Origin of the sequence: Sphingomonas sp. PWP1-2 (assembly GCF_049898305.1) — a bacterium.
GTDB lineage: Bacteria > Pseudomonadota > Alphaproteobacteria > Sphingomonadales > Sphingomonadaceae > Sphingomonas > Sphingomonas glacialis.
In genome coordinates this window covers 43,781-65,739 of sequence record NZ_JAFCXM010000004.1, presented here as the reverse complement: position 1 = coordinate 65,739, position 21,959 = coordinate 43,781, and the positions used below count along the sequence as shown (strand labels likewise).

Here is a 21,959-nt window from a genome sequence, read left to right as displayed (position 1 = left end):
GTTACAGGTGGGCATTTACACAAGGGGGTGCAAAGCGCCTGTGCGATGTCGATGGCGCTTGCCCCCACCCCGTGCAATCGGGCATGCGCTCCCGATGACGTTTCAGGTCGATATGGGCCTCGACGCGGGCGGCGCTTCCGTTCCGATCGATCTCGAAGAATTGCTGGCGACGCGGTTGCTCGTGCAGGGCAATTCGGGCTCGGGAAAGTCGCATCTGCTGCGCCGGCTGCTCGAACGCAGCGCGGGGCAAGTGCAACAGATCATCATCGACCCCGAAGGCGACTTCGTCACGCTCGGCGAGAAATACGGCCATATCGCGATCGCCGCCGCTGACTATTCGGTCGCCGAGGTCGCGCGCTTCGGCCAGCGGATCCGCGAGCATCGCACCTCGGTCGTGCTCGATCTCGAGGGGCTCGAGATGGAGGGGCAGATGCGCTGCGCCGCGGCGTTTCTCGGCGCGCTGTTCGATGCGCCGCGCGAGCATTGGTATCCCGCGCTCGTCGTGGTCGATGAGGCGCAGGTGTTCGCACCGTCGATGGGCGCCGAAGTGACCGAAGAGGTCCGCCGCGCGTCGCTCGGCGCGATGACCAACCTTATGTGCCGCGGGCGCAAGCGGGGCTTGGCTGGCATCATCGCGACGCAGCGCCTCGCCAAGCTCGCCAAGAATGTCGCGGCGGAAGCGTCGAACTTCCTGATGGGGCGGACCTTCCTTGACATCGACATGGCGCGTGCGGCCGATCTGCTCGGGATGGAGCGGCGCCAGGCCGAGCAGATCCGCGATCTACCGCGCGGCACCTTCCTCGCGCTCGGGCCGGCGGTGTGTCGCCGGCCGATCGCGATCAAGGTCGGTTCGGTCGAGACCGGATCGCGTGGCGGCGGGCCGGTGCTGACCCCGTTGCCGCAGCCGCAGGCGAGCGATATGCGGCAATTCCTCTTCGCCGAGATGGAGGAGCCGGTGCGCCCACCGCCGCCCCCGCCGCGCGCGGCGCCGGCCGAATATGTGCTCGACCAGATCGAGACCGTGCCGACGTCCGAGCCCGCGCGCGACGTACCCAAGCGCGATCCCGAGGAACTCGCGCGCGTCGTGACCGACGTGCTGCGCGCGATCGTCGAGGATCGCGATTCGAGCACGCGTCCGGCCGCCGTGCTCTACCAGGATTTCCAGGTGCGCTGCCGGATGGTCGGGGTGCATCCCGCGCCGCTCTCCTCCTCGGGCTTCTCGCGCCGGCTCGCGGCGGCGCGCGCCGGGATTTTCGACGGGCTGGAGGGCGACTGGGCCGAGGCGATCGCGATCGCGCATGATCTGCCCGACGAGATGCTCGGCTGCTTCCTGCTGATCGCGCGGGCTGCGCGCGAGGGGCTCCCCGCACCGACCGACGAGGAGATCGCGCATACCTATGGCACCAGCTCGCTCGGCCGCGCGCGGCGCGTGATCGGCTATATCGAGGGGCGTAACCTGCTGGTGACGCGGGTCGATCTGTCGGGCAAGCGGTCGCTGACGATCCCCGCGCTTGGCTGGACGACCGCGGCAGCCGACGCCGCATGACAAAGCGTTCAGGTCGTGCGCCAGCGGTTGCAGTGCGGGACGGCGCGGCCTAGGGGCGCTCGATGGCATCCGCCTCCTATCAGTCCACGTCGGATCGCCGCCGCGTTCGCGGGATCGTGCTCGCACTCGTGGTCGAGGCGCTGGTCGGATTGCTGCTGCTCCAGCTCGGCACGGGCGTTTTCACCAAGGTCGAGAAGCAGCCCAGGCTCACCACGTTCGACGTTCGGCCGATCGGCCCGCCGCTCGAGAAGACCGCCTCGAAGACCAAGGTCAAGCAGCAGCAGAAGAAAGTCGTGACGACCGCGTCGGCCGCACCGCCGCCGCCGACCGTCCCGCCGATGCCCAAGGCGCCGCTTCCGTCGAAGCTGATCCAGCTCAGCCCCCAGGATTTCGCCGCGTCGGATATCGGCAAGATCCCCTCGGCCAAGGGCGAGGGCAGCGGCGAGGGCACGGGCAAGGACAGCGTCGCGGCGTACGGCCCGGGGCAGGGGCCGGGCGGCGGATCGCTCTACAATGCCGAATGGTATCGCGAGCCGAGCGATGCCGAGCTCAAGCCCTATATGCAGGAATATATGAAGGGCGACGGCGGCTGGGCGATGATCGCGTGCAAGACCGCGCCCGATTATCATGTCGAGAATTGCCGCTCGCTCGACGAATCGCCGCCTGGCGGTGGTCTCGCGCGCGCGCTGCGGCTCGCGGCGTGGCAGTTCCGCGTGCGGCCGCCGCGCGTCAACGGCAAGCCGGTCATCGGCGCATGGGTGCGGATCCGCTTCGACCTGATCTCGGGGTTCAAGAAGTAGCGGGCAGCGCCTCGAGATAGGCGCGCACGTCGGCGGCGATCGGCTGCGCCGCGCCGGTCGGCAGATGGACGTTGACGATCGTCATGTCGATCGTGGTGTGGAGCGCGCCAGTCTCGGCATGGCAGAGCTCGAAGCGCTGCGTCAGGCTCGACGAGCCGATCCGCGCGATCCGTACGAATGCCTCGATCGTGTCGCCCCACACGAACGGCTTCAGATAGTCGATCGCGGTGTGGCGGACGTGGAATTCGGTGTGCGTCCACGCCTCGCCCAGCGCCGCGCCGATCCCGGTCCAGTCCCAGTAATCGGTCGCCGCGACATCGGCATATTCGAGGTAGCGCGAGTTGAAGACGACCTTCTGGCCGTCGATCTCGGCATAGCGGACCTTGAAGCGGGTCGAGAAGGCAAAGTCGGGACGGGTCATCAGAACAGCAACTTCAGGCCGACCGCGGCAAGCACCGCGGCGAGGATGGGGGTGAGGAAGCGATCCGACACGCGGCTCGCGACCAGGCTACCGACGATGATCCCGGGGATCGAGCCGATCAGCAGCGAGACGAGCAGCGCGCCGTCGACCGACCCGAGGATCCAATGCCCGATTCCGCCGAGCAGCGTCAACGGCACGGCATGCGCGATGTCCGAGCCGACCAGCCGGTTGACCGGCATCAGCGGGTAGAGGATCAGCAGCGCGGTCATGCCGAGCGCGCCCGCGCCGACCGACGTCAGCGAAACGAGCACGCCGAGCACCGCGCCGAGCAGCACCGTCAGCCGCGCAAGCCGCCGCGGCCGCACGGCGCCGAGCCGCCGGCTGAGCGCCGCGACGATCCGCGCGCGGAAGATCGTCGCCAGACCCGACACCAGCAGCGTGATGCCGAGCGCGACCGAGATCGCGTGGCCCGTCTTGGCCGATTGCTCGCCGGCATAATGCAGGATCACGAGCGTGAGCAAAGCGGCGGGGACGCTCCCCGTCGCGAGGCGGCGCACGACGGTCCAGTCGACCGTCCCGCGCCAGCCATGCACCGTGGTGCCGACGGTCTTGGTCGCCGAGGCATAGAGCAGATCGGTGCCGACCGCGGTCGCCGGGTGGAAACCGAAGGCGAGCACGAGCAGCGGCGTCATCAGCGAGCCGCCGCCGACGCCGGTCAGCCCGACGACCAGGCCGACGAGCACGCCGGCCATCGAATACAACAGATTGATATGCATCGGCGTAGGCGTCAGCCGGTCTTGGCGGGGGTGTTGACGCCCATCGACAGCAGATATTTCTTCACGTTGCGCGCGGCCTGGCGCAGCCGCTGCTCGTTCTCGACCATCGCGATGCGCACGAAACCTTCTCCATTCTCGCCATAGCCCACCCCTGGGGCAACCGCGACGCGTGCGTGAGTCAGCAATTGTTTGGAGAACTCAAGGCTACCTAGGTGCGCGAGCGCCGGCGGGAGCGGCGCCCAGGCGAACATCGACGCGCGCGGCGAGGGGATGTCCCACCCGGCGCGGCCGAAGCTGTCGACGAGCACGTCGCGGCGCTTGTGATAGAGCTCGCGATTTGTCGCGACGATGTCCTGCGGGCCGTTGAGCGCGGCGCACGCCGCGGCCTGGATCGGGGTGAAGGCGCCGTAATCGAGATACGATTTCACGCGGCTCATCGCCGCGATCAGCGTCTTGTTGCCGACCGCGAAGCCAATCCGCCAGCCCGCCATCGAATAGGTCTTGCTGAGCGAAGTGAATTCGATCGCGATGTCCTTGGCGCCGGGCACTTGCAGGATCGAGGGCGTCGGCTTGCCGTCGAAATAGAGCTCGGAATAGGCGAGGTCGGAGATGATCCAGACCTTGTTCTCCTTCGCCCAGGCGACGAGTCGCTCGTAGAAAGCGAGGTCGACGGCTTCGGCCGTCGGGTTCGACGGATAATTGACGACGAGGATCGACGGGCGCGGGACGGTGAAGGCCATCGCGCGCTCGAGCGAATCGAAATAGGCGTCGTCGGGCGTCGTCGGCACCGCGCGGATCGTGGCGCCTGCAATGATGAAGCCGAAGGTGTGGATCGGGTAGGACGGGTTGGGCGCGAGCACGACGTCGCCGGGCGCGGTGATCGCCGTCGCGAGGCTGGCGAGGCCTTCCTTCGACCCCATCGTCACGACGACTTCGGTGTCGGGATCGACATCGACGCCGAAGCGGCGGCCGTAATAGTTCGCTTGCGCCTTGCGCAGCCCGGGAATGCCCTTCGACTGCGAATAGCCGTGCGCGTCGGGCTTGCGCGCGACTTCGATCAGCTTTTCGATAACGTGCGGCGGCGGCGGCAGATCGGGATTGCCCATGCCGAGATCGATGATGTCCTCGCCGCTCGCACGCGCTTCCGCTCGCATCGCGTTGACTTCCGCGATGATGTACGGGGGCAGGCGCTTGATGCGGTAGAAATCGTCGGACATTGCGGAATTCCGGTTCGAGGAGACATTTCCTTACGCGTACACCTTACGGTCTCGCGCGCGCTTCGTCACCCGGCTTTGCGCCCAAGGGTGTTAGCGGGGTTGCTGGCAGGGCGGATCGGGCTAAGGTCGGATGCGTCAAGCGTAGAGGATGCCATGGCCGACATACCCCCTCCCGCCATGCCGAGCCTGGCGGATCTGCAGCATTGGACCTGGCTGTTGGGCCGCGCGCAGCAGATGATGATCGAGCAAGGGTTCGATGCGATGCGCGCGAGCGACTCCGGCCTGCCAGCGATCCCCGGTCTGACCGATCCCGAGACGCTCGCGCGGACGCGCGATTTCTGGAGCGAGAGCCTGACGCTGTGGCAGCGCATGCTGATCCCCGGCCAAGCCGAGCCGGTCGCCGAAACCCCCGCACAGGCGCGCGACAAGCGCTTCAAGGATCCGCGCTGGCGCGAGAACCCGCTGTTCGACTGGATCCGGCAGAGCTATTTCCTGTTTTCGGACCAGATGCTCGCGCAAGTCGAGGCGGTGCAGGGCGTCGACGACAAGCAGCGCGAGCAAATGCGCTTTGCCGCGCGCGGCTTCCTTGATGCGGTCAGCCCGTCGAACTTCCCCGCGACCAATCCCGAAGTGCTCGAGAAGACGCTCGAGACCGGCGGGCAGAATCTGCTCAAGGGCTTGCAGAACATGCTCGCCGATCTCGCCAAGGGGCAAGTGACGCATACCGATGCGAGCGCGTTCGAGGTCGGCCGCAATCTCGCGGTGACGCCGGGTAAGGTCGTCCATCGCACAGATCTCTACGAGCTGATCCAATATACGCCGACGACCGAAAGCGTGCTGTCGACGCCGCTGGTGATCTTCCCGCCATGGATCAACCGCTTCTACATCCTCGACCTGACGCCCGAGAAGAGCTTCATCCGCTGGGCGGTCGAGCAAGGCATCACCGTCTTCCTCGTCTCGTGGCGCTCGGCCGATGCGAGCATGAAGGACGTGGCGTGGGACGACTATATCGCCGCGCAGATCGAGGCGATCGACTTGATCCGCACCGGGCTCGACGTGCCTGCGGTGCACACGATCGGCTATTGCGTCGCGGGCACGACACTTGCGGCGACGCTGGCGATCCTCGCGGCACGCGGCGAGGCGGACAAGGTCAGCACCGCGACCTTCTTCACCGCGCAAGTCGATTTCACCAAGGCGGGCGAGCTGCTCCACTTCGTCGCCGACGATCAGATCGCCTTGCTCAAGACGCTGACGCCCGACGGGTTTCTCGACGGGCGCTACATGGCGTCGGTGTTCAACCAGCTGCGCGGGCGCGACCTGATCTGGAATTACGTCACCAACAATTATCTGCTCGGCAAGGACTATGCGCCCTTCGACCTGCTCCACTGGAACGGCGATACGACCAACCTGCCGGCGACGTGGCACATGCGCTATCTGCTCGATCTGTACCGCGACAATCTGCTCGCCAAGCCGGGCGCACTGAGCGCGCTCGGCGTGCCGATCGACCTCGGGCGAGTCGAGACGCCCGCCTATATCCAGGCGGGGCGCGAGGACCATATCGCGCCGGCCGAGAGCGTGTGGGTGCTGACCGAGCATTTCCGCGGCGAGCGCAAGTTCGTGCTGGCGGGATCGGGGCATATCGCGGGCGTGGTGAACCCGCCGAGTGCGGGAAAATACCAATATTGGCTCAATCCAGCGCCTGTCACTACCTTGGCAGACTTCATCGCGGGTGCTGTCGAGACCAAGGGCAGCTGGTGGCCCGACTGGCTCGGCTGGCTGCGCGATCACGGTGCCGACAGCGTCGCCGCGACGGGCGCGCGTCAGCCGGGCGGGGGCGGTCTGCCGGTGCTCGACGATGCGCCGGGACGCTACGTCCGGGCGCGCTGATCGATGCGGTGAAGCGCCTGCGAAGGCAAGTCGTTACGCTTATGTTGCAGTGCAACATTTCGCTTGTTCGTGGCGTGTTTCCGGCGTATATTGCCGCGCAGCAATAGAGCAGGAGCAATCCCGTCATGGCCAGCAACGACCCGAAGTCCCCCGCGACCCCGCCCTCGATCGCATCGATCGCCGCTGCGGTTGCTGCGCCGTCCGACTCGGTTCCCGCCGCTCTTGCCGCTGCAAAGCCTGTTGCGAAGAAGCGCGCCGCCGCTGCACCCAAGCCAGCATCAGTGACCACCGCGCCTGCAGCCGTGGCTTCGCCAGTCGAGCCGGTTGCGCCAGTCGCGCCCGTTGCAGCACCCGAGCCGGTGATCGAGGCGCTCGCGCCCGCCTTGCCGGTGTCTGCCCCCATTACCACGCCAGCCCCAACCCCCGTCGTCGCAGCCGCGGCGGCCGTCGCTCAGAAGGAAGCCAAGATCATGGAAACCGTACAGTCCGCCGCTGACACCACCAAGGCCCGTGCGCAGGCGATGTTCGCCGACGTCAACGATCGCACCAAGACCGCAATGGAAAAGGGTTCGAAGATGATCGAAGAGATGAACGAATTCTCGAAGGGCAACATCGAGGCGCTCGTCGAGTCGTCGAAGATCGCCGCCAAGGGCATCGAGACGATGGGCCAGGAAGCCGCCGAATATGGCCGCAAGCAGCTCGAGAGCGCGACGGCTGCGATGAAGACGCTGTCGAGCGTCAAGTCGCCGACCGACTTCCTCAAGCTCCACAGCGACTTCATGCGCAGCGCGTTCGACGCGATGGTCGCCGAAACCTCGAAGAACACCGAATCGATGCTCAAGCTCGCCGGTGAGATCGCCCAGCCGATCTCGAACCGCGTCGCGCTGGCAGCCGAGAAGATCAAGGTCGCCGCATAAGCACGCGCGATCTTTCGATAAGTGGGGGCGGTCCGGCGACGGGCCGCCCTTTTCGTATCCGAGCCCCTTGCCCTTCCCCCCGGCAATGCCATATTTTGGCGACACATGATCGACAGCACCCGAATCTCGATGGCGGAACGCCGTGACGATGGCACCGATGACGGGGACGGCACCGGCGCCGGGGTCGCAACCCGGACGCGTTCCAAGACCAAGGAGCCCACGCCGTACCGCGTGCTGCTGCTCAACGACGATTACACGCCGATGGAATTCGTCGTGCTCGTGCTGCAGCGCTATTTCCGCATGGACATGGAAGCCGCGACGCGCGTGATGCTCCATGTCCATCAAAAGGGCGTCGGGGTCTGCGGCACCTTCAGCTACGAAGTCGCCGAGACCAAGGTGACGCAAGTGATGGACTTTGCGCGGCAGAACCAGCACCCGCTGCAATGCACGCTCGAAAAGGCCTGAGCCCGGCGGCGCCTCAGTTCGCGGGCGGCAACCAATCGAGATTGAGCTTGGCGTACCGGTCGATGTAATTCGCGGTACGCAGCATCGCGCGCTCGTCGAGAAAGCTGATCCGCCCGCTTTCGCGCGCGATCAGCGCTTCCTCCTCGAGCTGGCGCAGCATGCGATTTACATGGACCGCGGTGAGCCCGGTCGCGTCGCCAATCTCTTCCTGCGTCAGGCCGAGCACGAAGCTGGCCGTGCCGTCGACCTCGGTCTGCATGCGGTTGCGCATCTCGATCAGGATCGCGGCGACACGCGCTTTGGCCGATGTCCGACCGAGCGCTGCCAGCCGGTCGGTCAGCGCCGCGCGCTCGATCTGATTATAGACCATGATCAGCGCGGCGAGCCGTGGATGCTCGGTATACAGCGCGGCGAAGGCCGATCGCTCGAACGGGGCGACGATACACTCGGAGACCGCCGTGATCGTCTCGGGCGCCTCGCGATAGATCATGCTCGCGGTCGCCAGCATGTCGCCGGGGAAATGGAAGCGCAAAATCTGCCGGCTGCCATCGTCGAGCAGCACCGAGCTCATCATCGTCCCCTTGCGCAGGATATAGACGTCGCCGGTACGATCGCGCTCGCGGTGCAGCGTCATGCCACGGCGGACTGGCCGCTCACGCTCCTCCAACCGTGCCAGCGCGAGCCGTTCGTTTTCGCTTAACACGACCATCCCGGTCAAACGGTCGGCGAAGTAACTTCCTGGCACGCGCGAAAAATCCCCCTTGATTAGGTGCACAAAGCAGCGCGCAAGAAACAATGCATTAAAATCGATCAACCGGTCGAGACGCGTGTTTCACCTTTATAACACGGTGTAACCTGCTTGCGCCTTTCAGGCGAGGCGATAAACGAGGGCATGGACCGTATTCTCATTCGTGGCGGCAACCGCCTTTCTGGCCGCATTCCGATTTCCGGGGCGAAAAACGCCGCGTTGACGCTGATGCCGTGCGCATTGCTGACCGAAGAGCCGGTCACGCTGCGCAACTTGCCGCGGCTCGCCGATGTCGACAGTTTCGGGCATCTGCTCAACCAGCTTGGCTGCTCGACGCGGATCGAGGGCGCGCGCCCCGAGGATTTCGGCCGCGTGATGACGATCCGCGCGGGCAAGCTCACCGCGACCGAGGCGCCGTACGACATCGTGCGGAAAATGCGCGCGTCGATCCTCGTGCTCGGCCCGTTGATCGGGCGCGCGGGCGAGGCGACGGTGTCGCTGCCGGGCGGCTGTGCGATCGGCAACCGCCCGATCGACTTGCATCTCAAGGCGCTCGAGGCGATCGGCGCGCAGCTCGAGATGGCGGCGGGCTACGTCAAGGCGATCGCGCCGGGCGGGCGACTGTCGGGCGGCATCTACACCTTCCCGATCGTCTCGGTCGGCGCGACCGAGAATGTCGTAATGGCGGCCGTGCTCGCCAAGGGTGGCAGCCGGATCGAGAATGCGGCGCGCGAGCCCGAGATCGTCGACCTGTGCAATCTGCTCGTCGCGATGGGCGCGAAGATCAGCGGGATTGGCACCGAGACGCTCGAGATCGAAGGCGTCGACCGGCTCCACGGCGCGACCTATCGCGTGATGCCCGACCGGATCGAGGCGGGCAGCTATGCGTGTGCTGCCGCGATCACCGGGGGTTCGGTCGAACTCGTCGGCATCAAGATGGACGACATGCGCGCGACGACCGCCGCGCTGATCGACGCGGGCGTCATGCTCGAGGAGCGCGGCGAAAATCTGCTCGTCTCGGCCTCGGGCGGGATCAAGCCGCTCACGCTGTCGACCGCGCCGTTCCCGGGCTTTGCGACCGACATGCAAGCGCAGTTCATGGCGATGCTGTGCATGGCCGACGGCGCGAGCGTGCTGACCGAGACGATCTTCGAGAATCGCTACATGCACGTGCCCGAGCTCGCGCGGATGGGCGCGAACATCGAAGTCCACGGCCGCACCGCGGTGGTCCGCGGCGTGCCCAAGCTGACCGGCGCGCAAGTGATGGCGACCGATCTGCGCGCGTCGATGAGCTTGATCATCGCCGGGCTCGTGGCGGACGGCGAGACGCAAGTCAGCCGGGTCTATCACCTCGACCGCGGCTATGAGCGGCTCGAGGAGAAACTGAGCGCAGTCGGCGCCGACATCGAGCGTGTCGGCGAAGGCTGAGCGCGGCGCCTATGCGGCGGGCGCCTGCGCGACATAGGCGTCGAGCCGGGCAAGATGCTCGGTGACGGCGGCGTCGGGCAGGAACGAGCCGAGGAAGCTGTTGCGCGCAAGCGTGACGAGATCGTCGCGGCCTAGGCCGCGTGCCGCCGCGATCGCGCGGTAATTGTCCGCGATATACCCGCCGAAATAGGCCGGATCGTCCGAATTGACCGTCGCGCGAAGCCCCTCGCGCAGCATCCGGTCGATCGGATGCGCGGTCATGTCGTCTACGACGCACAGCTTGAGGTTCGACAGCGGGCACACCGTCAGCGTCATGCCGCTGCGCGCGAGCCGCGTGACGAGCAGCGGATCCTCGAGGCTGCGATTGCCGTGGTCGAGCCGGTCGACGCCGAGGAGGTCGAGCGCTTGATAGACGTACTCGGGCGGGCCTTCCTCGCCGGCATGCGCGACGAGCTTGAGCCCCAGCGCGCGCGCCTGCGCGAAGACACGCGCGAATTTCTCGGGCGGGTGGCCGAGTTCGGACGAATCGAGCCCGACCGCGGCGATCCGGTCGACCCACGGCCGTGCCGCATCGAGCGTGGCGATCGCGTCGGCTTCGTCGAGATGCCGCAGGAACGACAGAATCAGCTGCACCGACATGCCGTGCTTGGCCTTGGCTTCGTCGATCGCCGAGAGCAGGCCGGTGATCACCGTCTCGAACGCGACGCCGCGCGCGGTGTGCGTCTGCGGATCGAACATGATCTCGGCATGGACGACGCCGTCGGCGGCCGCACGATCGAAATAGGCGGCGGCGAGATCGTGGAAATCCTGCGCCTCGCGCAGCACGTCGGCGCCGGCATAATAGATGTCGAGAAAGTCCTGCAGCCGCGAGAAATTGTAGGCCGCGCGGACGTCTTCGATGCTGGCGAACGGGATCGCGATGCCGTTGCGCTTGGCGAGCGCGAACATCAGTTCGGGCTCGAGGCTGCCCTCGATATGGAGGTGGAGTTCGGCCTTGGGCAGGCCGGCGATGAAGTCGGAATCAATCATCCCGCCGTCATCGCCCGATCACGGCTGCGCGGCAAGCGTTCAGCGCGTCCGCGTCCAGGTCTGGCGCTTGCAGCCGAAGCCGGCGAGCAGGCAGCCTTCGCCGACGAGCGTGTCGGGTCCGGTCTGCTCGATCGTCCCCGTGACGGTCTGGCCGATGTCGGGGATCAGCACGCTACCGTTCCACAGCCCGCGCCGCTGCTCGACGAAATCGCTGAACAGCATCGTGCCGACCAGCGGCCCGCCACCACCGCGTTCGGCATCCGATTGCGCCTTGGGGCTCGCCCAGACGATCTTGCCGCACATCGCGCGGCCGCACTTCTGGAACACGACGCGGACCGACTTTTGCGGGTTGGTCCATATGCCCGTCGGCGTGCCCGTCGGCGGCGCGGCGAGCACCGCCTCGGGGAGCAAGGCCAGCATCGCTGCGGCCAGCGTCATCATCATCGGTCGCATCGCGCACCTTTCACAAGCGGGGTCTGCGGCGCTGTAGCGCCGCAGACCTGTCCCCCCGTTGAACGCGTCAGATCGCGTCGAGGGCCTGCGCGAAATCGGCGATGAGATCGTCGGCATCCTCGACCCCGATCGAGATGCGCACCAGATTGTCGGTGATGCCGAGCGCTTGCTTGCGCTCGTCGGCGACCGACAGATGCGTCATCGCCGCCGGATGTGAGGCGAGCGTCTCGGTGCCGCCGAGCGACACGGCGAGCTTGGCGATCTTCAGCGCATCGAGGAACGCGAACGCTTCCTTCTCGCCGCCCTTGACGATGAGCGAGAAGGTCGAGCCCGCGCCGGTGCAGTGGCGCGCGTAGATGTCGGCCTGGCGCTCCATGCCGGGGCTGTCGGCGAGGAAGCCGAGATAGCCGACGCGCTCGACCTTGGGGTGGCCGCGCAGGAAGCCGCAGACCTTGACGGCGTTCTCGCCAGCGCGGCTCATCCGCAGTTCGAGCGTCTCGAGGCTGCGCATCAGCATCCACGCGGTGTTGGGGTCGCAGATCGTGCCGATCGTGTTGCGCATCAGCCGGATCGTGTTGATGTGCGCCTTCGAGCCGAGCACGCCGCCCGCGACGAGATCGCTGTGCCCGCCGGCATATTTGGTCAGCGAATAGACGACGATGTCGGCGCCGTGCTGGAGCGGTTTGAGCCACAGCGGCCCGAGGAAGGTGTTGTCGATCGCGATCGGCGGCTTGGCGTCGCCGGTGAAGATCGCGTCGCGGCTCGCGGCGACCGCCTGGATATCGACCAAGGCGTTGGTCGGATTGGCCGGGCTTTCGAGATAGATCAGCGCGACGTTGCCGGTCGCCGCCTGGGTCATCACCGCGTCGATCTCCCCACGCGTCGCGCCCGCCGGGAAATCGAGCCACTTCACGCCGAAGCGGCCGAGGATGCGTGCGATGAGCGTCTCGGTCGCGGCATAGAGCGGGCCCGAATGGACGATCGTGTCGCCGGGCTTGACCATCGACAGGAACAGCGTGGCGATCGCCGACATGCCGCTCGAGAAGACGAGCGCGTCCTCGGCCTCTTCCCACACGCCGAGGCGATCCTCGAGGATCTCCTGGTTGGGGCCGTTGAAGCGTGAATAGACGAGGCCCTCTGAGCCGCCCGGGCGCTTTCCGGTGACGCCTTCGAAGTGGCGCTTGCCCGCGGCCGCATTGGGGAAGACGTAGGTCGAAGTCGCGAAGATCGGGGGCTTGAGCGAGCCTTCCGACAGCGCGGGGTCATAGCCGTGGCCCATCATCAGCGTCGATGGCTTCAGCTTGCGGTCGCCGATCTTCTCGATCGACGGCTTGGGCTTCGTGCGCGGGGCGACGCCGGTCAGATCGGCTTCGGTTTCGAGTTTGTCGGCCATGCTGCGTCCTCGCTAAAAATAGGGTAGGATCGTGTACCGCGAGATAGTGTCAATTGAAACCATTTGCGCGGTGGAGCGACGGGGGGACACGACATGGCGGTTGCGGTGGTTTCTGTGCCGGTGCGCGATCCGGCGGCGGCGTTGGACTTTTATACGCGCGTGATCGGGCTCGCGGTGCTGCGCGACGAGCCGATGGGGCCCGGCATGCGCTGGATCCAGCTCCAGCCCAGCGATGGTGGCGCGACGATCGCGCTGGTGACGTGGTTCGACGCGATGCCGCCGGGCGGCGTGCAGGGATTGATGCTGGGGGTCGACGATGTCGATGCCGAATATGCCCGGATCGGCGCGCTGGGCGTGCCGCTGTCGCCGGTCGACGCGCAGCCGTGGGGGCGCTTCACGATGCTGAAGGACCCCGATGGCAACGGGCTGATCCTCGCGCAACTGACGACGCCCGAGGAATTCAGAACGCGGTGATGACCGGGCACGCCCCTCCCCTTCAGGGGAGGGGTTGGGGTGGGGCAGTAACGGGCGCCACGCTCGGTGAGACACGGCCCCACCCCCAGCCCCTCCCCCGAAGGGGAAGGGGAGAACACCGCTACAGCCCGATGATCGAGATCTGCCGCCCGTAATCGGGCTCGACGCGATGCGTCGCGCGGCGGTAGCTGAAGAAGCGCGCTTCGTCAGCGTAGGTGTCGAGCCCGAGCATTGCGACGCGCATCACCCCCGCAGCAGCAAGGCGGTGCGCGACATAGGCTTCGAGATCGAACTGGAAATGCCCCGCACGACCCTCGGCGAAGAAGCGCTCGTTCGCGCGATCGTCGGCCTCGAACCGCTGCGCGAAGCCTGTATCGACCTCGTAGCTCGCGCGCGCGATGCACGGGCCGATCGCCGCGGCGATCCGCTCGCGCTTGGCGCCGAGCGCTTCCATCGCGAGGATCGTCGTGTCGGTCACCCCGCCGAGCGCGCCCTTCCACCCGGCATGCGCCGCGCCGACCACCCCCGCCGCGCGGTCGGCGAGCAGCACCGGCGCGCAATCGGCGGTGAGGATGCCGAGCGCGAGCCCCGGCCGGTCGGTCACCAGCGCATCGGCGCGCGGGCGCAGGGCATCGTCGAAGCTCCCGCGCACCGTCACGCATTCGGCGGAGTGGATCTGGTAGAGCGTCACCAGCGTCGCACCCGGGACGACCGCCTCGGTCGCGCGCGCGCGGTTCTGGGCGACCGCGGCGGCATCGTCGTCGGAGCCGATCCCAACGTTCAGCCCGGCATGAACCCCGCCCGAGACGCCGCCGACGCGCCCGAGAAACCCGTGCGCGACCCCCGCGAGCGTCCGCGCGGTGATCACCTCGACGGGTGTGCTCACAGCACCAGCCGCATCAGATTGTCGTCATCGACCGTCTCGCCGACGCGGAAGGCGATCCGCCCGATATCCTCGAAGCCGTATTTCTCGTAGAAGCGATGCGCGCGGTGATTGTCGACATAAACGCTGAGGATCACCTCTCGTGCGCCGTGTTCGCGCGAGAAATCGAGCGCCCAGGCCATCAGTTCCTGCGCGACGCCCTGGCCGTGCCAGCCCGAGAGCACGTAGAATTGATAGAGCTCGATCGCATCGGGGCGCCATTCGCCGGGGAAGGTGACCGGGCCCATCTTCACATAGCCGACGATCTCGTCATCGGCGAGCGCGAGGCGGATCGTGAAATCGGGATCGGACAGCTGCGACGGCAAGCCGTTCGGCCCGAACGCCTCGTCGAGGAACGCCGAGAGATCGGCGTCGCTGTAGAGCGTTCCGAAGGTCTCGGTGAACGAGCGCCGCGCCATGGCGGCGAGTGCCGGGCCGTCGATCGTGCGCGCGTCGCGATAGGTGATCATGCAAAACCTGCGGGGTTGGGCCAACCCGGTGCGGACACGGCGAGGACCTGGAAAAGGTCGCCCATTTCCCGTGTCAGCCGCGCTTTGTCGAGTGCGATTTGCTCGGCGCGGCCGGGTGCGGCCTTCGACAAAGCGGCAGCGCGGGCGTCGATGCCGAGCGCAGTGAGGAACGGGCCCTGGCCGATCGGCCCGGCGACTGCCGCGCGCTCGACCAGTGCGGCGGCGGCGAGTGTACCGAAATCGACATGCGCGGTGAGATCCTGCTCGCCGGGGTGTTCGTACGGGTTGGCAAACGCATGGCCGCGCACCGCCTGCAGCGTGTCGCCGAGCGCGGGTCCGTCATAGCCATAGTCGACCGCCAGCAGTGCGCCGCCCTGCGCGACGATCCGCTGCGCGAGGCTGCGCAGGATCGCGACGCTGGCGGGGGAGGTCTCGATCACCGATCCCGGCGTCGCAGCGCGCAGCGTCTCGGGGACGACCGCATCGGGGATTTGCTTGCCCGCGATCGGCAGGAACAGCGTGTCCTGGCAGGCGACGAGCCGCTCGAACCAGCCATCGGCGCGCTTGACCAATTGCCGGACGGGAAGCGCGTCGAAGAATTCGTTGGCGACGATCAGAAGTGGGAGGTCGCTCGGCAGCGTGTCGATCGAATCGTGCCAGGTCGCGCCGGGTGCGCGCGTCGCTTGCGCGGTGCGCAGCACGGGGCTGGTCTCGACGAAATGGACCGGCGGGGTGAAGCCGGCCTTGGCCATCGCGCGGCACGCATCGGCGGCGAGCGTCCCGCGGCCGGGGCCGAGCTCGACCCATGCGACGTCGGGGCGGCCCGCGCGGTCCCACAGGTCGGCGCACCACAGGCCGATCAGCTCGCCGAACATCTGGCTGATTTCAGGGCTGGTGGTGAAATCGCCGCCCACGCCGAGCGGATCGCGCGTCGCGTAATAGTGCGCGTTGGCGGCGGCCATATACTGCGCGAGTGAGATCGGCCCGGCGAGCGTGATCGCGCGGGCGAGGCGGTCGGCGAGTTCTCCCCTCCCGCTTGCGGGAGGGGGCGGGGGAGGGGAGTCTGAATCGGGCGCAGTCATGCGTTGCTCACTGCCCTCCCCCAGCCCCTCCCGCAAGCGGGAGGGGAGCAAGAAGGGCCCCTCCCGCAGGCGGGAGGGGAGCAAGAAGATGCGGGAGGGATCCCGCGTTACGCCACGCTCTGCCCGCCCGCGATTGGCTCGACGCGGTGGCGGCGGCCCTTGGCGGTTAGGACGAGATACAGCCCGCCGACGATCATCGGCAGCGTCAGCACCTGGCCCATGTGAATCGTCGTCGCAAAGAACGTTCCGCTGAACTGCGAATCGGGCTCGCGGAAGAATTCGACGATGAAGCGTGCGAGGCCGTAGCCGAGCAGGAACAGCCCGACGAGCTTGCCCGGCTCGTAGCGCGCCTTGGTCTTCCAGAAGGCGAACCACAGGACGAGGAACAAGGCGATCCCTTCGAGCGCGGCCTCGTACAGCTGGCTCGGATGCCGCGCGGGTTCGATCATGCCGGTCTGCACCGTGTCACGGAACACGATCGCCCATGGCACGTCGGCGGGTTTGCCCCACAATTCGCCGTTCACGAAATTGGCGATGCGCCCGAAGAACAGCCCGAACGGCACCACGCAGGCGAGATAATCGTGGATCCGCAGCCAATCGAGCTTCTGCGATCGCGCGAACAGGATGATGCCGATCGACGTGCCGATCATGCCGCCATGGAACGACATGCCGCCATCCCACAGCTTGAACAGCCCGAGCGAGGTCAGCAGGTGCGGCGCGTAGAAGATCGCATAGCCGAGCCGCCCGCCGAGGATGATGCCGAGCGTCGCATAGAACACCAGATCGTCGGCATGACGCCGCGCCATCGGGCTGCCGGGCTGCGCGATCAGCTTGAGCAGATACCACCAGCCGAGCAGGATTCCGCTGATATAGGCGAGCGAATACCATTTGATCTGAAAGAAATGCAGGTCGATCGCGACCGGATTGAGGTGCAGATCGGTAAAATGCAGGTGCGGATCGACGCCTGCCGTGGCGGCAGCGACGATGGGGAGGGCGGCAGTCAGGAACAAGGCTTTTCCCCTGGAATTTGCGCCTCTATAATGGCGCCAGGCGATAAGACCAAGTGGAGAGCGCGAATGCCGAGCAAACTCGATCAACGGATGGATTCCGCGCTCGCGCAATTGACGGGCGCAGGCGGTCCGCTGGCGCTCGGCAGCGTGCACGTCGACGGGAACGATCTCCCGCTGATCACCGGCGTGCCGCAGACGCTGCCGCCCTATTTCGCGCATTACTGCAACGAGCATGCCGCCAAGACCTTCCTCGTCGCGGGCGACGAGCGACTGACCTTTGCCGAGGTCTATGCCGCGGCGGCGCGCGTCGCGGCGACGCTGGTCGGTGGCCACGGTGTCGCACCGGGCGACCGGATCGGGATCGCGATGCGCAATTCGCCGTCATGGATCGTGCTCTACATGGGCATCACGATGGCGGGCGGCGTGGCCACGCTGCTCAACGGCTGGTGGCAGTCCGAGGAACTCGCCGCGGCGATGGCCGATGTCGAATGCAGCCTCGTCTTCGCCGATCCGCCGCGCACCAAGCGGCTTGCCGCGATCGCCGATCTCGAGGTGGCGGTGGTGACGATCGAGGACAGCCAGCCGCTCGCCGTCGCGCTGGCCGCCTTGCTCGGCTCGAGCGACGCCGCGCTGCCGAGCGTCGCGCCGACCGATTCGGCGACGATCCTGTTCACCTCGGGCTCGACCGGCCAGTCGAAGGGCGCGATCAGCAACCATCGCGCGGTGACGCAGGCGGTCTACAATTATCTGGTCCAGGCGCTCGTCATGCTGTCGATCTCGACCGCCGACGGCGCCGCGCCGCCGACGCAGCATGCGACCTTGCTCAACGTGCCACTGTTCCATGTGACGGCGGAGGTGCCGGTGTTCCTCCAGAGCTTCGCCATGGGGCGCAAGCTCGTCCTCATGCCGAAATGGGATGCCGAGGAAGCGATGCGGCTGATCCAGGCCGAGACGGTGACCTATTTCGTCGGCGTGCCGCTGATGAGCTTCGAGATCCTGACGCACCCGAAGCGCGCCGACTACGATCTGTCGAGCGTGTCCGATTTCGCGGCAGGCGGCGCGCCGCGCCCGATCGAGCATGTCCGCCGCATCTCCGAGGAGATGGGCGGGCCCAAGCCGCTGCTCGGCTACGGCCTGACCGAGACCAATGGCGCGGGCTGCGGCAATTTCCGCGACAATTACCTCGCCAAGCCCAATTCGACCGGCCGCGCCTCGCTCCCGCTGATCGATCTCGCGATCGTCGACGGCAACGGCAAGCCTGTCGCGCAAGGCGAGCGCGGTGAGGTCGCGATTCGCTCGGTATGCAACTTCACCAAATATTACGGCCGCCCCGATGCGACCGCGGCGGCGTTCACGGCCGATCGCTATTTCCTGACTGGCGACATCGGCTATCTCGACGAGGACCGCTATCTCTTCATCGTCGACCGCAAGAAGGACATCATCATCCGCGGCGGCGAGAACATCTCGTGCCAGGAAGTCGAGGCGGCGATCTACGAGCATCCCGCGGTTGCCGAGGCAGCGGTGTTCGGCCTAGCCGACGAGCGTTTCGGTGAGGTGCCGTGCGCCGTTGTCCTGCTGCGCGACGGCGAGGCGCTGAGCACCGAGGATCTCTGCGCCTTCCTGTTCGAGCATATCGCGGCGTTCAAGGTGCCCGCGAGGATCTGGTTCGTCGATCAGGCGCTGCCGCGACTCGGTACCGAGAAGATCGACAAGGTCACGCTCCGCGCGACCTATCGCGCGCTCGCGGCGGCGGGGGGCTGAGCCCCGCCGCCGCCGCGTCCGCGGCTATTGCAGCTGCGCGTGCCGGTATGTGGTCGATCGCACCGCCAGCGCGGTCTCCTCGGGCCGATAGGTCAGCAGCCGCCGCCCGAGCCGCGGGCCGATCCAGCGCTCGATCCCCATCGCCAGGCTGAAGCTCGCCGGCACGATCACCAGCGTCAGCACGGTCGAGAGCAACAACCCGCCGATCACGGTGATTCCCATCGGCGCGCGCCAGGAGCCGTCGCCGCCGAGCGACAGCGCGGTCGGCACCATGCCGGCGACCATCGCCACCGTGGTCATCACAATCGGCTGCGCGCGCTTGTGCCCGGCATCGAGGATCGCGACGAACGGATCGACGCCCTTCGCCATTTCCTCGAGCGCGAAATCGATCAGCAGGATCGAGTTCTTGGCGACGATGCCGAGCAGCATCAGCAAGCCGATCAGCACCGGCATCGAGATCGGGTTGCCCGTCACCAGCAGCGCGAGCAACCCGCCGAGCGGCGCGAGCATCAACGAGCCGAGATTGACGAACGGCGCTAGGATTCGGCGATAGAGCAGCACCAGCACCGCGAACACCAGCAGGATGCCCGACACCACTGCGGCGATGAAATTGTTGATCATCTCGGTCTCGAACTTCTGCTGGCCGAGCGTCAGCTTGCCGACGCCGATCGGCAGGTTGCGCAGGATCGGCAGCGCGTTGATCTGCTCCATCGCGGTGCCGCTGACGACGCCCGGCGCGCGATCGGCGCCGATCGTGATCTGGCGCTGCTGCGCGACGCGCTCGATCTTGGTCGGCCCCGCGCCGAAGCTGATCGCGGCGAGCAGCCCGAGCGGGACCGAGCCGCCGCTCGCGGTCTGCACCGGCAAATTCTGGATCGTCGAGAGCCGCGTGCGCGCATTCTGGTCGAGCGCGACGCGGATCGGGACTTGCCGGTCGCTGAGCGAGAATTTGGCGCTGTTCTGGTCGATGTCGCCGAGCGTCGCGACACGGATCGCGCTCGACAGCGCCGCGGTGGTGACGCCCATGCTCGCCGCGAGATCCATATGCGGCGTGATGACGATTTCGGGGCGCTGCAGGTCGCCGATGATGCGCGGCGCGGTGACCGTCGGGAGGCGGCCCATCTGGCCGACCAGCGTCACCGCGGTCTTGCGCAGCAAATCGGGGTCCGAGCCCGCCAGCGTGATCGACAAATCGCGCCCGCTGCTTCCGCCATTGTTCGAGCGGAACGCGACGCGCGCATCGGCGATCTGCGCGAGCTGTGGGGCGAGCGCGCGTTCGAACGCGTTGCTCGATTGCGTCTTGCCGGGCTTGAAGATCGCGGTGACTCGCCCGCTGCCGACGTTTGCGCGCTGATAGGTCGTTTCGACATCGGGCTGGCGCTTCAGCAGCTGCGCGACTTGATCGACCACGGCTTGCGTCTGCGTGAGCGTCGAGCCGGGGACGAGTTCGATCGTCGCGGTCGAGGCATCGTTGTCCTGGTCGGGCTGGAAGGTCATCGGCAGCGCGCCCGCGCACACCACCGTCAGCGCGAGCGCCGCCATCCCGCCGACCACCGCCGACCAGCGGTGCAGCAGCGTCCAGCGCAGCACCGCCATATAGACGTCCATGATCCGCCCCTCGCCATGCGCATGGCTCCCTTGCGCCTTGAGGAAATAGGCCGCGATCATCGGCGTGATGAGACGCGCGACGGCGAGGCTCATCAGCACCGCGACGACGATCGTCAGGCCAAAGTTCTTGAAGAACTGTCCTGAAATCCCCGGCATCAGCCCGACCGGCAGGAACACCGCGACGATCGCCATGGTTGTCGCGAGCACCGCGAGGCCGATCTCGTCGGCGGCGTCGATCGCCGCCTGATACGCCGATTTGCCCATCCGCATGTGGCGCACGATATTCTCGATCTCGACGATCGCATCGTCGACCAGCACGCCCGCAACCAGGCTCAAAGCGAGCAGGCTGATGCCGTTGAGCGTGAAGCCCATCAAGTCCATCACCCAGAAGGTCGGGATCGCCGACAGCGGGATCGCGAGTGCCGAGATGACGGTCGAGCGCCAGTCGCGCAGGAAGACGAACACGACGATCACCGCGAGCACCGCACCCTCGATCATCGTGTCGATCGCCGAGTGATATTGCATCTCGGTATATTTGACCTGGTTGAAGATCAGCTTGAAATGCACCTTGGGAAAGCGCTTCTCGAGCGCGGCGAGCTTGGCCTCGGCGCCGTGGAACACCGACACGTCCGATCCGCCTTTGGCGCGCTGGAAATCGAAGCTCAGCACCGGTCGCCCGTCGAGCGCCGAGGCAGAGCGTTGCTCGGCATAGAGATCGCGCACGACGCCGAGATCGTCGAGCTTGACCGTCCGCCCGTTGCCCGCGCTGATCAGCGTGCGGCCGAGCTCGGACGCGGTGCGGGCGTTGCCGAGCACGCGGACCGCCTGTTCCGATCCCGCGATCTGCGCCCGCCCGCCCGCGGCGTTGAGGTTGATCTGGCGCAGTTGCAGATTGACGTCGCCCGCGGTGAGCCCCTGCGCCTGCAGCTTGAGCGGATCGAGGATCACGCGGATCTCGCGATTGACCCCGCCGTTGCGATCGACATTGGCCATGCCGGGGACCGACAGCAGCTCCTTCGCCACGGTATTGTCGATATACCAGCTGAGCTGTTCGATCGTCATGTCGGTGCCGATCGCGGCATAGCTCGCGAGATCGTTGCCGGTCGTGTCGGCGCGCGAAATCTGCGGCTCGAGGATCCCGTCGGGTAATGCGCTGCGCACTTGCTGCACCGCGCCGCGGACGTCCTCGACGGCGCGGTCGATCGGGGTGCCGATCGCGAGCTGGATGACGGTGGTCGACTGGCCCTCCGACACGGTCGAGTTGATCTGGTCGATCCCGGCGAGGCTGCGCACCGCGGCTTCGATCTTGAGCGTGACTTGGTTCTCGAGCTCGCTCGGCGCCGCGCCGGGTTGGCTGACCGAGACGATCACCACCGGGAAATCGATGTCGGGATTGTCGTTGACCTGCATCCGCGCGAAGCTGACCATGCCCGCGACGGTCAGCATCGCGAACAGCACCAGCGCCGGGATCGGGTTGCGGATCGACCAGGCCGAGATGTTGCGGAAGTTCACAGGCGGTACGACATCATTGGGGTGAGCATGGCCGGCATTC

The 21,959-nt window shown here is 66.9% G+C and carries 20 protein-coding genes; 8 read left to right on the top strand and 12 right to left on the bottom strand.

The window, feature by feature from the left end; translation table 11 throughout:
* The first annotated feature begins 94 nt into the window (after positions 1 to 94).
* Together ACP7C5_RS11340 and ACP7C5_RS11335 are read left to right on the top strand one after the other, a co-directional pair.
* On the top strand, positions 95 to 1,546 hold the full coding sequence (locus ACP7C5_RS11340) for an ATP-binding protein (protein ID WP_133191527.1): 1,452 nt from the start codon (positions 95 to 97) through the stop codon (positions 1,544 to 1,546).
* Between the two features lie 62 nt (positions 1,547 to 1,608).
* Positions 1,609 to 2,346, top strand: a complete 738-nt coding sequence (locus ACP7C5_RS11335) for a hypothetical protein (protein WP_426264327.1) — start codon at positions 1,609 to 1,611, stop codon at positions 2,344 to 2,346.
* Here the strand turns inward: ACP7C5_RS11335 and ACP7C5_RS11330 are convergent.
* Genes ACP7C5_RS11330 through ACP7C5_RS11320 form a run of 3 tightly spaced genes read right to left on the bottom strand, consistent with a single transcriptional unit; the run spans position 2,336 to position 4,760 of the window.
* Positions 2,336 to 2,767 (bottom strand): acyl-CoA thioesterase, encoded by a 432-nt coding sequence (locus tag ACP7C5_RS11330; protein WP_133191529.1) that lies wholly within the window; start codon positions 2,765 to 2,767, stop codon positions 2,336 to 2,338. The genes ACP7C5_RS11335 and ACP7C5_RS11330 overlap by 11 nt on opposite strands.
* Positions 2,767 to 3,543, bottom strand: a complete 777-nt coding sequence (locus ACP7C5_RS11325; protein WP_133191530.1) for a sulfite exporter TauE/SafE family protein — start codon at positions 3,541 to 3,543, stop codon at positions 2,767 to 2,769. The genes ACP7C5_RS11330 and ACP7C5_RS11325 overlap by 1 nt, the downstream gene beginning before the upstream one ends.
* Positions 3,544 to 3,554: 11 nt before the next feature.
* A complete protein-coding gene (locus ACP7C5_RS11320; RefSeq protein ID WP_133191531.1) occupies positions 3,555 to 4,760 on the bottom strand; it encodes an LL-diaminopimelate aminotransferase in 1,206 nt (401 codons plus the stop codon).
* Positions 4,761 to 4,913: 153 nt separating this feature from the next.
* Between ACP7C5_RS11320 and ACP7C5_RS11315 the strand changes: the two genes are divergently transcribed.
* From ACP7C5_RS11315 to clpS, 3 genes are all read left to right on the top strand, one after another.
* On the top strand, positions 4,914 to 6,647 hold the full coding sequence (locus tag ACP7C5_RS11315; RefSeq protein ID WP_426264326.1) for a PHA/PHB synthase family protein: 1,734 nt from the start codon (positions 4,914 to 4,916) through the stop codon (positions 6,645 to 6,647).
* A 125-nt stretch (positions 6,648 to 6,772) separates the two neighbouring features.
* Positions 6,773 to 7,564, top strand: a complete 792-nt coding sequence (locus tag ACP7C5_RS11310; RefSeq protein ID WP_426264325.1) for a phasin family protein — start codon at positions 6,773 to 6,775, stop codon at positions 7,562 to 7,564.
* Positions 7,565 to 7,693: 129 nt separating this feature from the next.
* Positions 7,694 to 8,029, top strand: coding sequence for an ATP-dependent Clp protease adapter ClpS (clpS, locus tag ACP7C5_RS11305; protein WP_133192162.1), 336 nt, complete (start codon positions 7,694 to 7,696; stop codon positions 8,027 to 8,029).
* A gap of 13 nt (positions 8,030 to 8,042) precedes the next feature.
* Here the strand turns inward: clpS and ACP7C5_RS11300 are convergent, their stop codons facing one another.
* Positions 8,043 to 8,738, bottom strand: coding sequence for a Crp/Fnr family transcriptional regulator (locus ACP7C5_RS11300; protein ID WP_133192163.1), 696 nt, complete (start codon positions 8,736 to 8,738; stop codon positions 8,043 to 8,045).
* Positions 8,739 to 8,921: 183 nt separating this feature from the next.
* Here ACP7C5_RS11300 and murA point away from each other — a divergent pair, with 183 nt between their 5' ends.
* Entirely contained in the window at positions 8,922 to 10,205 is a 1,284-nt protein-coding gene (murA, locus tag ACP7C5_RS11295; protein WP_426264324.1) for a UDP-N-acetylglucosamine 1-carboxyvinyltransferase, read from the top strand.
* Positions 10,206 to 10,214: 9 nt separating this feature from the next.
* Here the strand turns inward: murA and ACP7C5_RS11290 are convergent, their stop codons facing one another.
* The 3 genes from ACP7C5_RS11290 to ACP7C5_RS11280 all read right to left on the bottom strand — a co-directional run bounded on the left by ACP7C5_RS11290 (position 10,215) and on the right by ACP7C5_RS11280 (position 13,080).
* Positions 10,215 to 11,234 carry an adenosine deaminase gene (locus ACP7C5_RS11290; RefSeq protein ID WP_426264323.1) on the bottom strand — a complete coding sequence of 340 codons (1,020 nt, stop codon included), beginning with the start codon at positions 11,232 to 11,234 and terminating at the stop codon, positions 10,215 to 10,217.
* Positions 11,235 to 11,273: 39 nt separating this feature from the next.
* Positions 11,274 to 11,678: a DUF2147 domain-containing protein gene (locus ACP7C5_RS11285; RefSeq protein WP_426264322.1), complete on the bottom strand. Its 405-nt coding sequence runs from the start codon at positions 11,676 to 11,678 to the stop codon at positions 11,274 to 11,276.
* 76 nt (positions 11,679 to 11,754) lie between these two features.
* Positions 11,755 to 13,080 (bottom strand): cystathionine gamma-synthase family protein, encoded by a 1,326-nt coding sequence (locus ACP7C5_RS11280; protein WP_426264321.1) that lies wholly within the window; start codon positions 13,078 to 13,080, stop codon positions 11,755 to 11,757.
* A gap of 93 nt (positions 13,081 to 13,173) precedes the next feature.
* Between ACP7C5_RS11280 and ACP7C5_RS11275 the strand changes: the two genes are divergently transcribed.
* Positions 13,174 to 13,554: a VOC family protein gene (locus ACP7C5_RS11275; RefSeq protein WP_426264320.1), complete on the top strand. Its 381-nt coding sequence runs from the start codon at positions 13,174 to 13,176 to the stop codon at positions 13,552 to 13,554.
* 121 nt (positions 13,555 to 13,675) lie between these two features.
* On the opposite strand, the gene pgeF is transcribed toward ACP7C5_RS11275, so the two are convergent.
* The 4 genes from pgeF to lgt form a co-directional block, all read right to left on the bottom strand.
* Entirely contained in the window at positions 13,676 to 14,440 is a 765-nt protein-coding gene (gene pgeF, locus ACP7C5_RS11270; RefSeq protein WP_426264319.1) for a peptidoglycan editing factor PgeF, read from the bottom strand.
* A complete protein-coding gene (locus ACP7C5_RS11265) occupies positions 14,437 to 14,946 on the bottom strand; it encodes a GNAT family N-acetyltransferase (protein ID WP_133191540.1) in 510 nt (169 codons plus the stop codon). The genes pgeF and ACP7C5_RS11265 overlap by 4 nt, the downstream gene beginning before the upstream one ends.
* Entirely contained in the window at positions 14,943 to 16,028 is a 1,086-nt protein-coding gene (locus ACP7C5_RS11260; RefSeq protein ID WP_426264318.1) for a class I SAM-dependent methyltransferase, read from the bottom strand. Before ACP7C5_RS11260 ends, ACP7C5_RS11265 begins: the two co-directional genes overlap by 4 nt.
* 107 nt (positions 16,029 to 16,135) lie before the next feature.
* Positions 16,136 to 17,038 carry a prolipoprotein diacylglyceryl transferase gene (gene lgt, locus ACP7C5_RS11255; protein ID WP_426264317.1) on the bottom strand — a complete coding sequence of 301 codons (903 nt, stop codon included), beginning with the start codon at positions 17,036 to 17,038 and terminating at the stop codon, positions 16,136 to 16,138.
* Positions 17,039 to 17,104: 66 nt separating this feature from the next.
* Here lgt and ACP7C5_RS11250 point away from each other — a divergent pair, with 66 nt between their 5' ends.
* Positions 17,105 to 18,799: an AMP-binding protein gene (locus tag ACP7C5_RS11250; RefSeq protein ID WP_426264316.1), complete on the top strand. Its 1,695-nt coding sequence runs from the start codon at positions 17,105 to 17,107 to the stop codon at positions 18,797 to 18,799.
* 24 nt (positions 18,800 to 18,823) lie between these two features.
* Here ACP7C5_RS11250 and ACP7C5_RS11245 read toward each other — a convergent pair whose 3' ends face one another.
* Positions 18,824 to 21,919: an efflux RND transporter permease subunit gene (locus ACP7C5_RS11245; protein WP_426264315.1), complete on the bottom strand. Its 3,096-nt coding sequence runs from the start codon at positions 21,917 to 21,919 to the stop codon at positions 18,824 to 18,826.
* Between the last annotated feature and the right edge of the window lie 40 nt (positions 21,920 to 21,959).

What these genes read in the sequence shown, in the direction of transcription:
- ACP7C5_RS11300 (WP_133192163.1), bottom strand. Translation starts at nt 8,738, where the DNA reads ATGGTCGTGTTAAGCGAAAACGAACGGCTCGCGCTGGCACGGTTGGAG.
- ACP7C5_RS11265 (WP_133191540.1), bottom strand. Translation starts at nt 14,946, where the DNA reads ATGATCACCTATCGCGACGCGCGCACGATCGACGGCCCGGCACTCGCC.
- ACP7C5_RS11290 (WP_426264323.1), bottom strand. Translation starts at nt 11,234, where the DNA reads ATGATTGATTCCGACTTCATCGCCGGCCTGCCCAAGGCCGAACTCCAC.
- ACP7C5_RS11275 (WP_426264320.1), top strand. Translation starts at nt 13,174, where the DNA reads ATGGCGGTTGCGGTGGTTTCTGTGCCGGTGCGCGATCCGGCGGCGGCG.
- ACP7C5_RS11310 (WP_426264325.1), top strand. Translation starts at nt 6,773, where the DNA reads ATGGCCAGCAACGACCCGAAGTCCCCCGCGACCCCGCCCTCGATCGCA.
- ACP7C5_RS11285 (WP_426264322.1), bottom strand. Translation starts at nt 11,678, where the DNA reads ATGATGATGACGCTGGCCGCAGCGATGCTGGCCTTGCTCCCCGAGGCG.
- ACP7C5_RS11335 (WP_426264327.1), top strand. Translation starts at nt 1,609, where the DNA reads ATGGCATCCGCCTCCTATCAGTCCACGTCGGATCGCCGCCGCGTTCGC.
- ACP7C5_RS11260 (WP_426264318.1), bottom strand. Translation starts at nt 16,028, where the DNA reads ATGACTGCGCCCGATTCAGACTCCCCTCCCCCGCCCCCTCCCGCAAGC.
- ACP7C5_RS11330 (WP_133191529.1), bottom strand. Translation starts at nt 2,767, where the DNA reads ATGACCCGTCCCGACTTTGCCTTCTCGACCCGCTTCAAGGTCCGCTAT.
- ACP7C5_RS11250 (WP_426264316.1), top strand. Translation starts at nt 17,105, where the DNA reads ATGCCGAGCAAACTCGATCAACGGATGGATTCCGCGCTCGCGCAATTG.
- murA (WP_426264324.1), top strand. Translation starts at nt 8,922, where the DNA reads ATGGACCGTATTCTCATTCGTGGCGGCAACCGCCTTTCTGGCCGCATT.
- clpS (WP_133192162.1), top strand. Translation starts at nt 7,694, where the DNA reads ATGGCGGAACGCCGTGACGATGGCACCGATGACGGGGACGGCACCGGC.
- ACP7C5_RS11280 (WP_426264321.1), bottom strand. Translation starts at nt 13,080, where the DNA reads ATGGCCGACAAACTCGAAACCGAAGCCGATCTGACCGGCGTCGCCCCG.
- ACP7C5_RS11340 (WP_133191527.1), top strand. Translation starts at nt 95, where the DNA reads ATGACGTTTCAGGTCGATATGGGCCTCGACGCGGGCGGCGCTTCCGTT.
- ACP7C5_RS11315 (WP_426264326.1), top strand. Translation starts at nt 4,914, where the DNA reads ATGGCCGACATACCCCCTCCCGCCATGCCGAGCCTGGCGGATCTGCAG.
- ACP7C5_RS11320 (WP_133191531.1), bottom strand. Translation starts at nt 4,760, where the DNA reads ATGTCCGACGATTTCTACCGCATCAAGCGCCTGCCCCCGTACATCATC.
- ACP7C5_RS11325 (WP_133191530.1), bottom strand. Translation starts at nt 3,543, where the DNA reads ATGCATATCAATCTGTTGTATTCGATGGCCGGCGTGCTCGTCGGCCTG.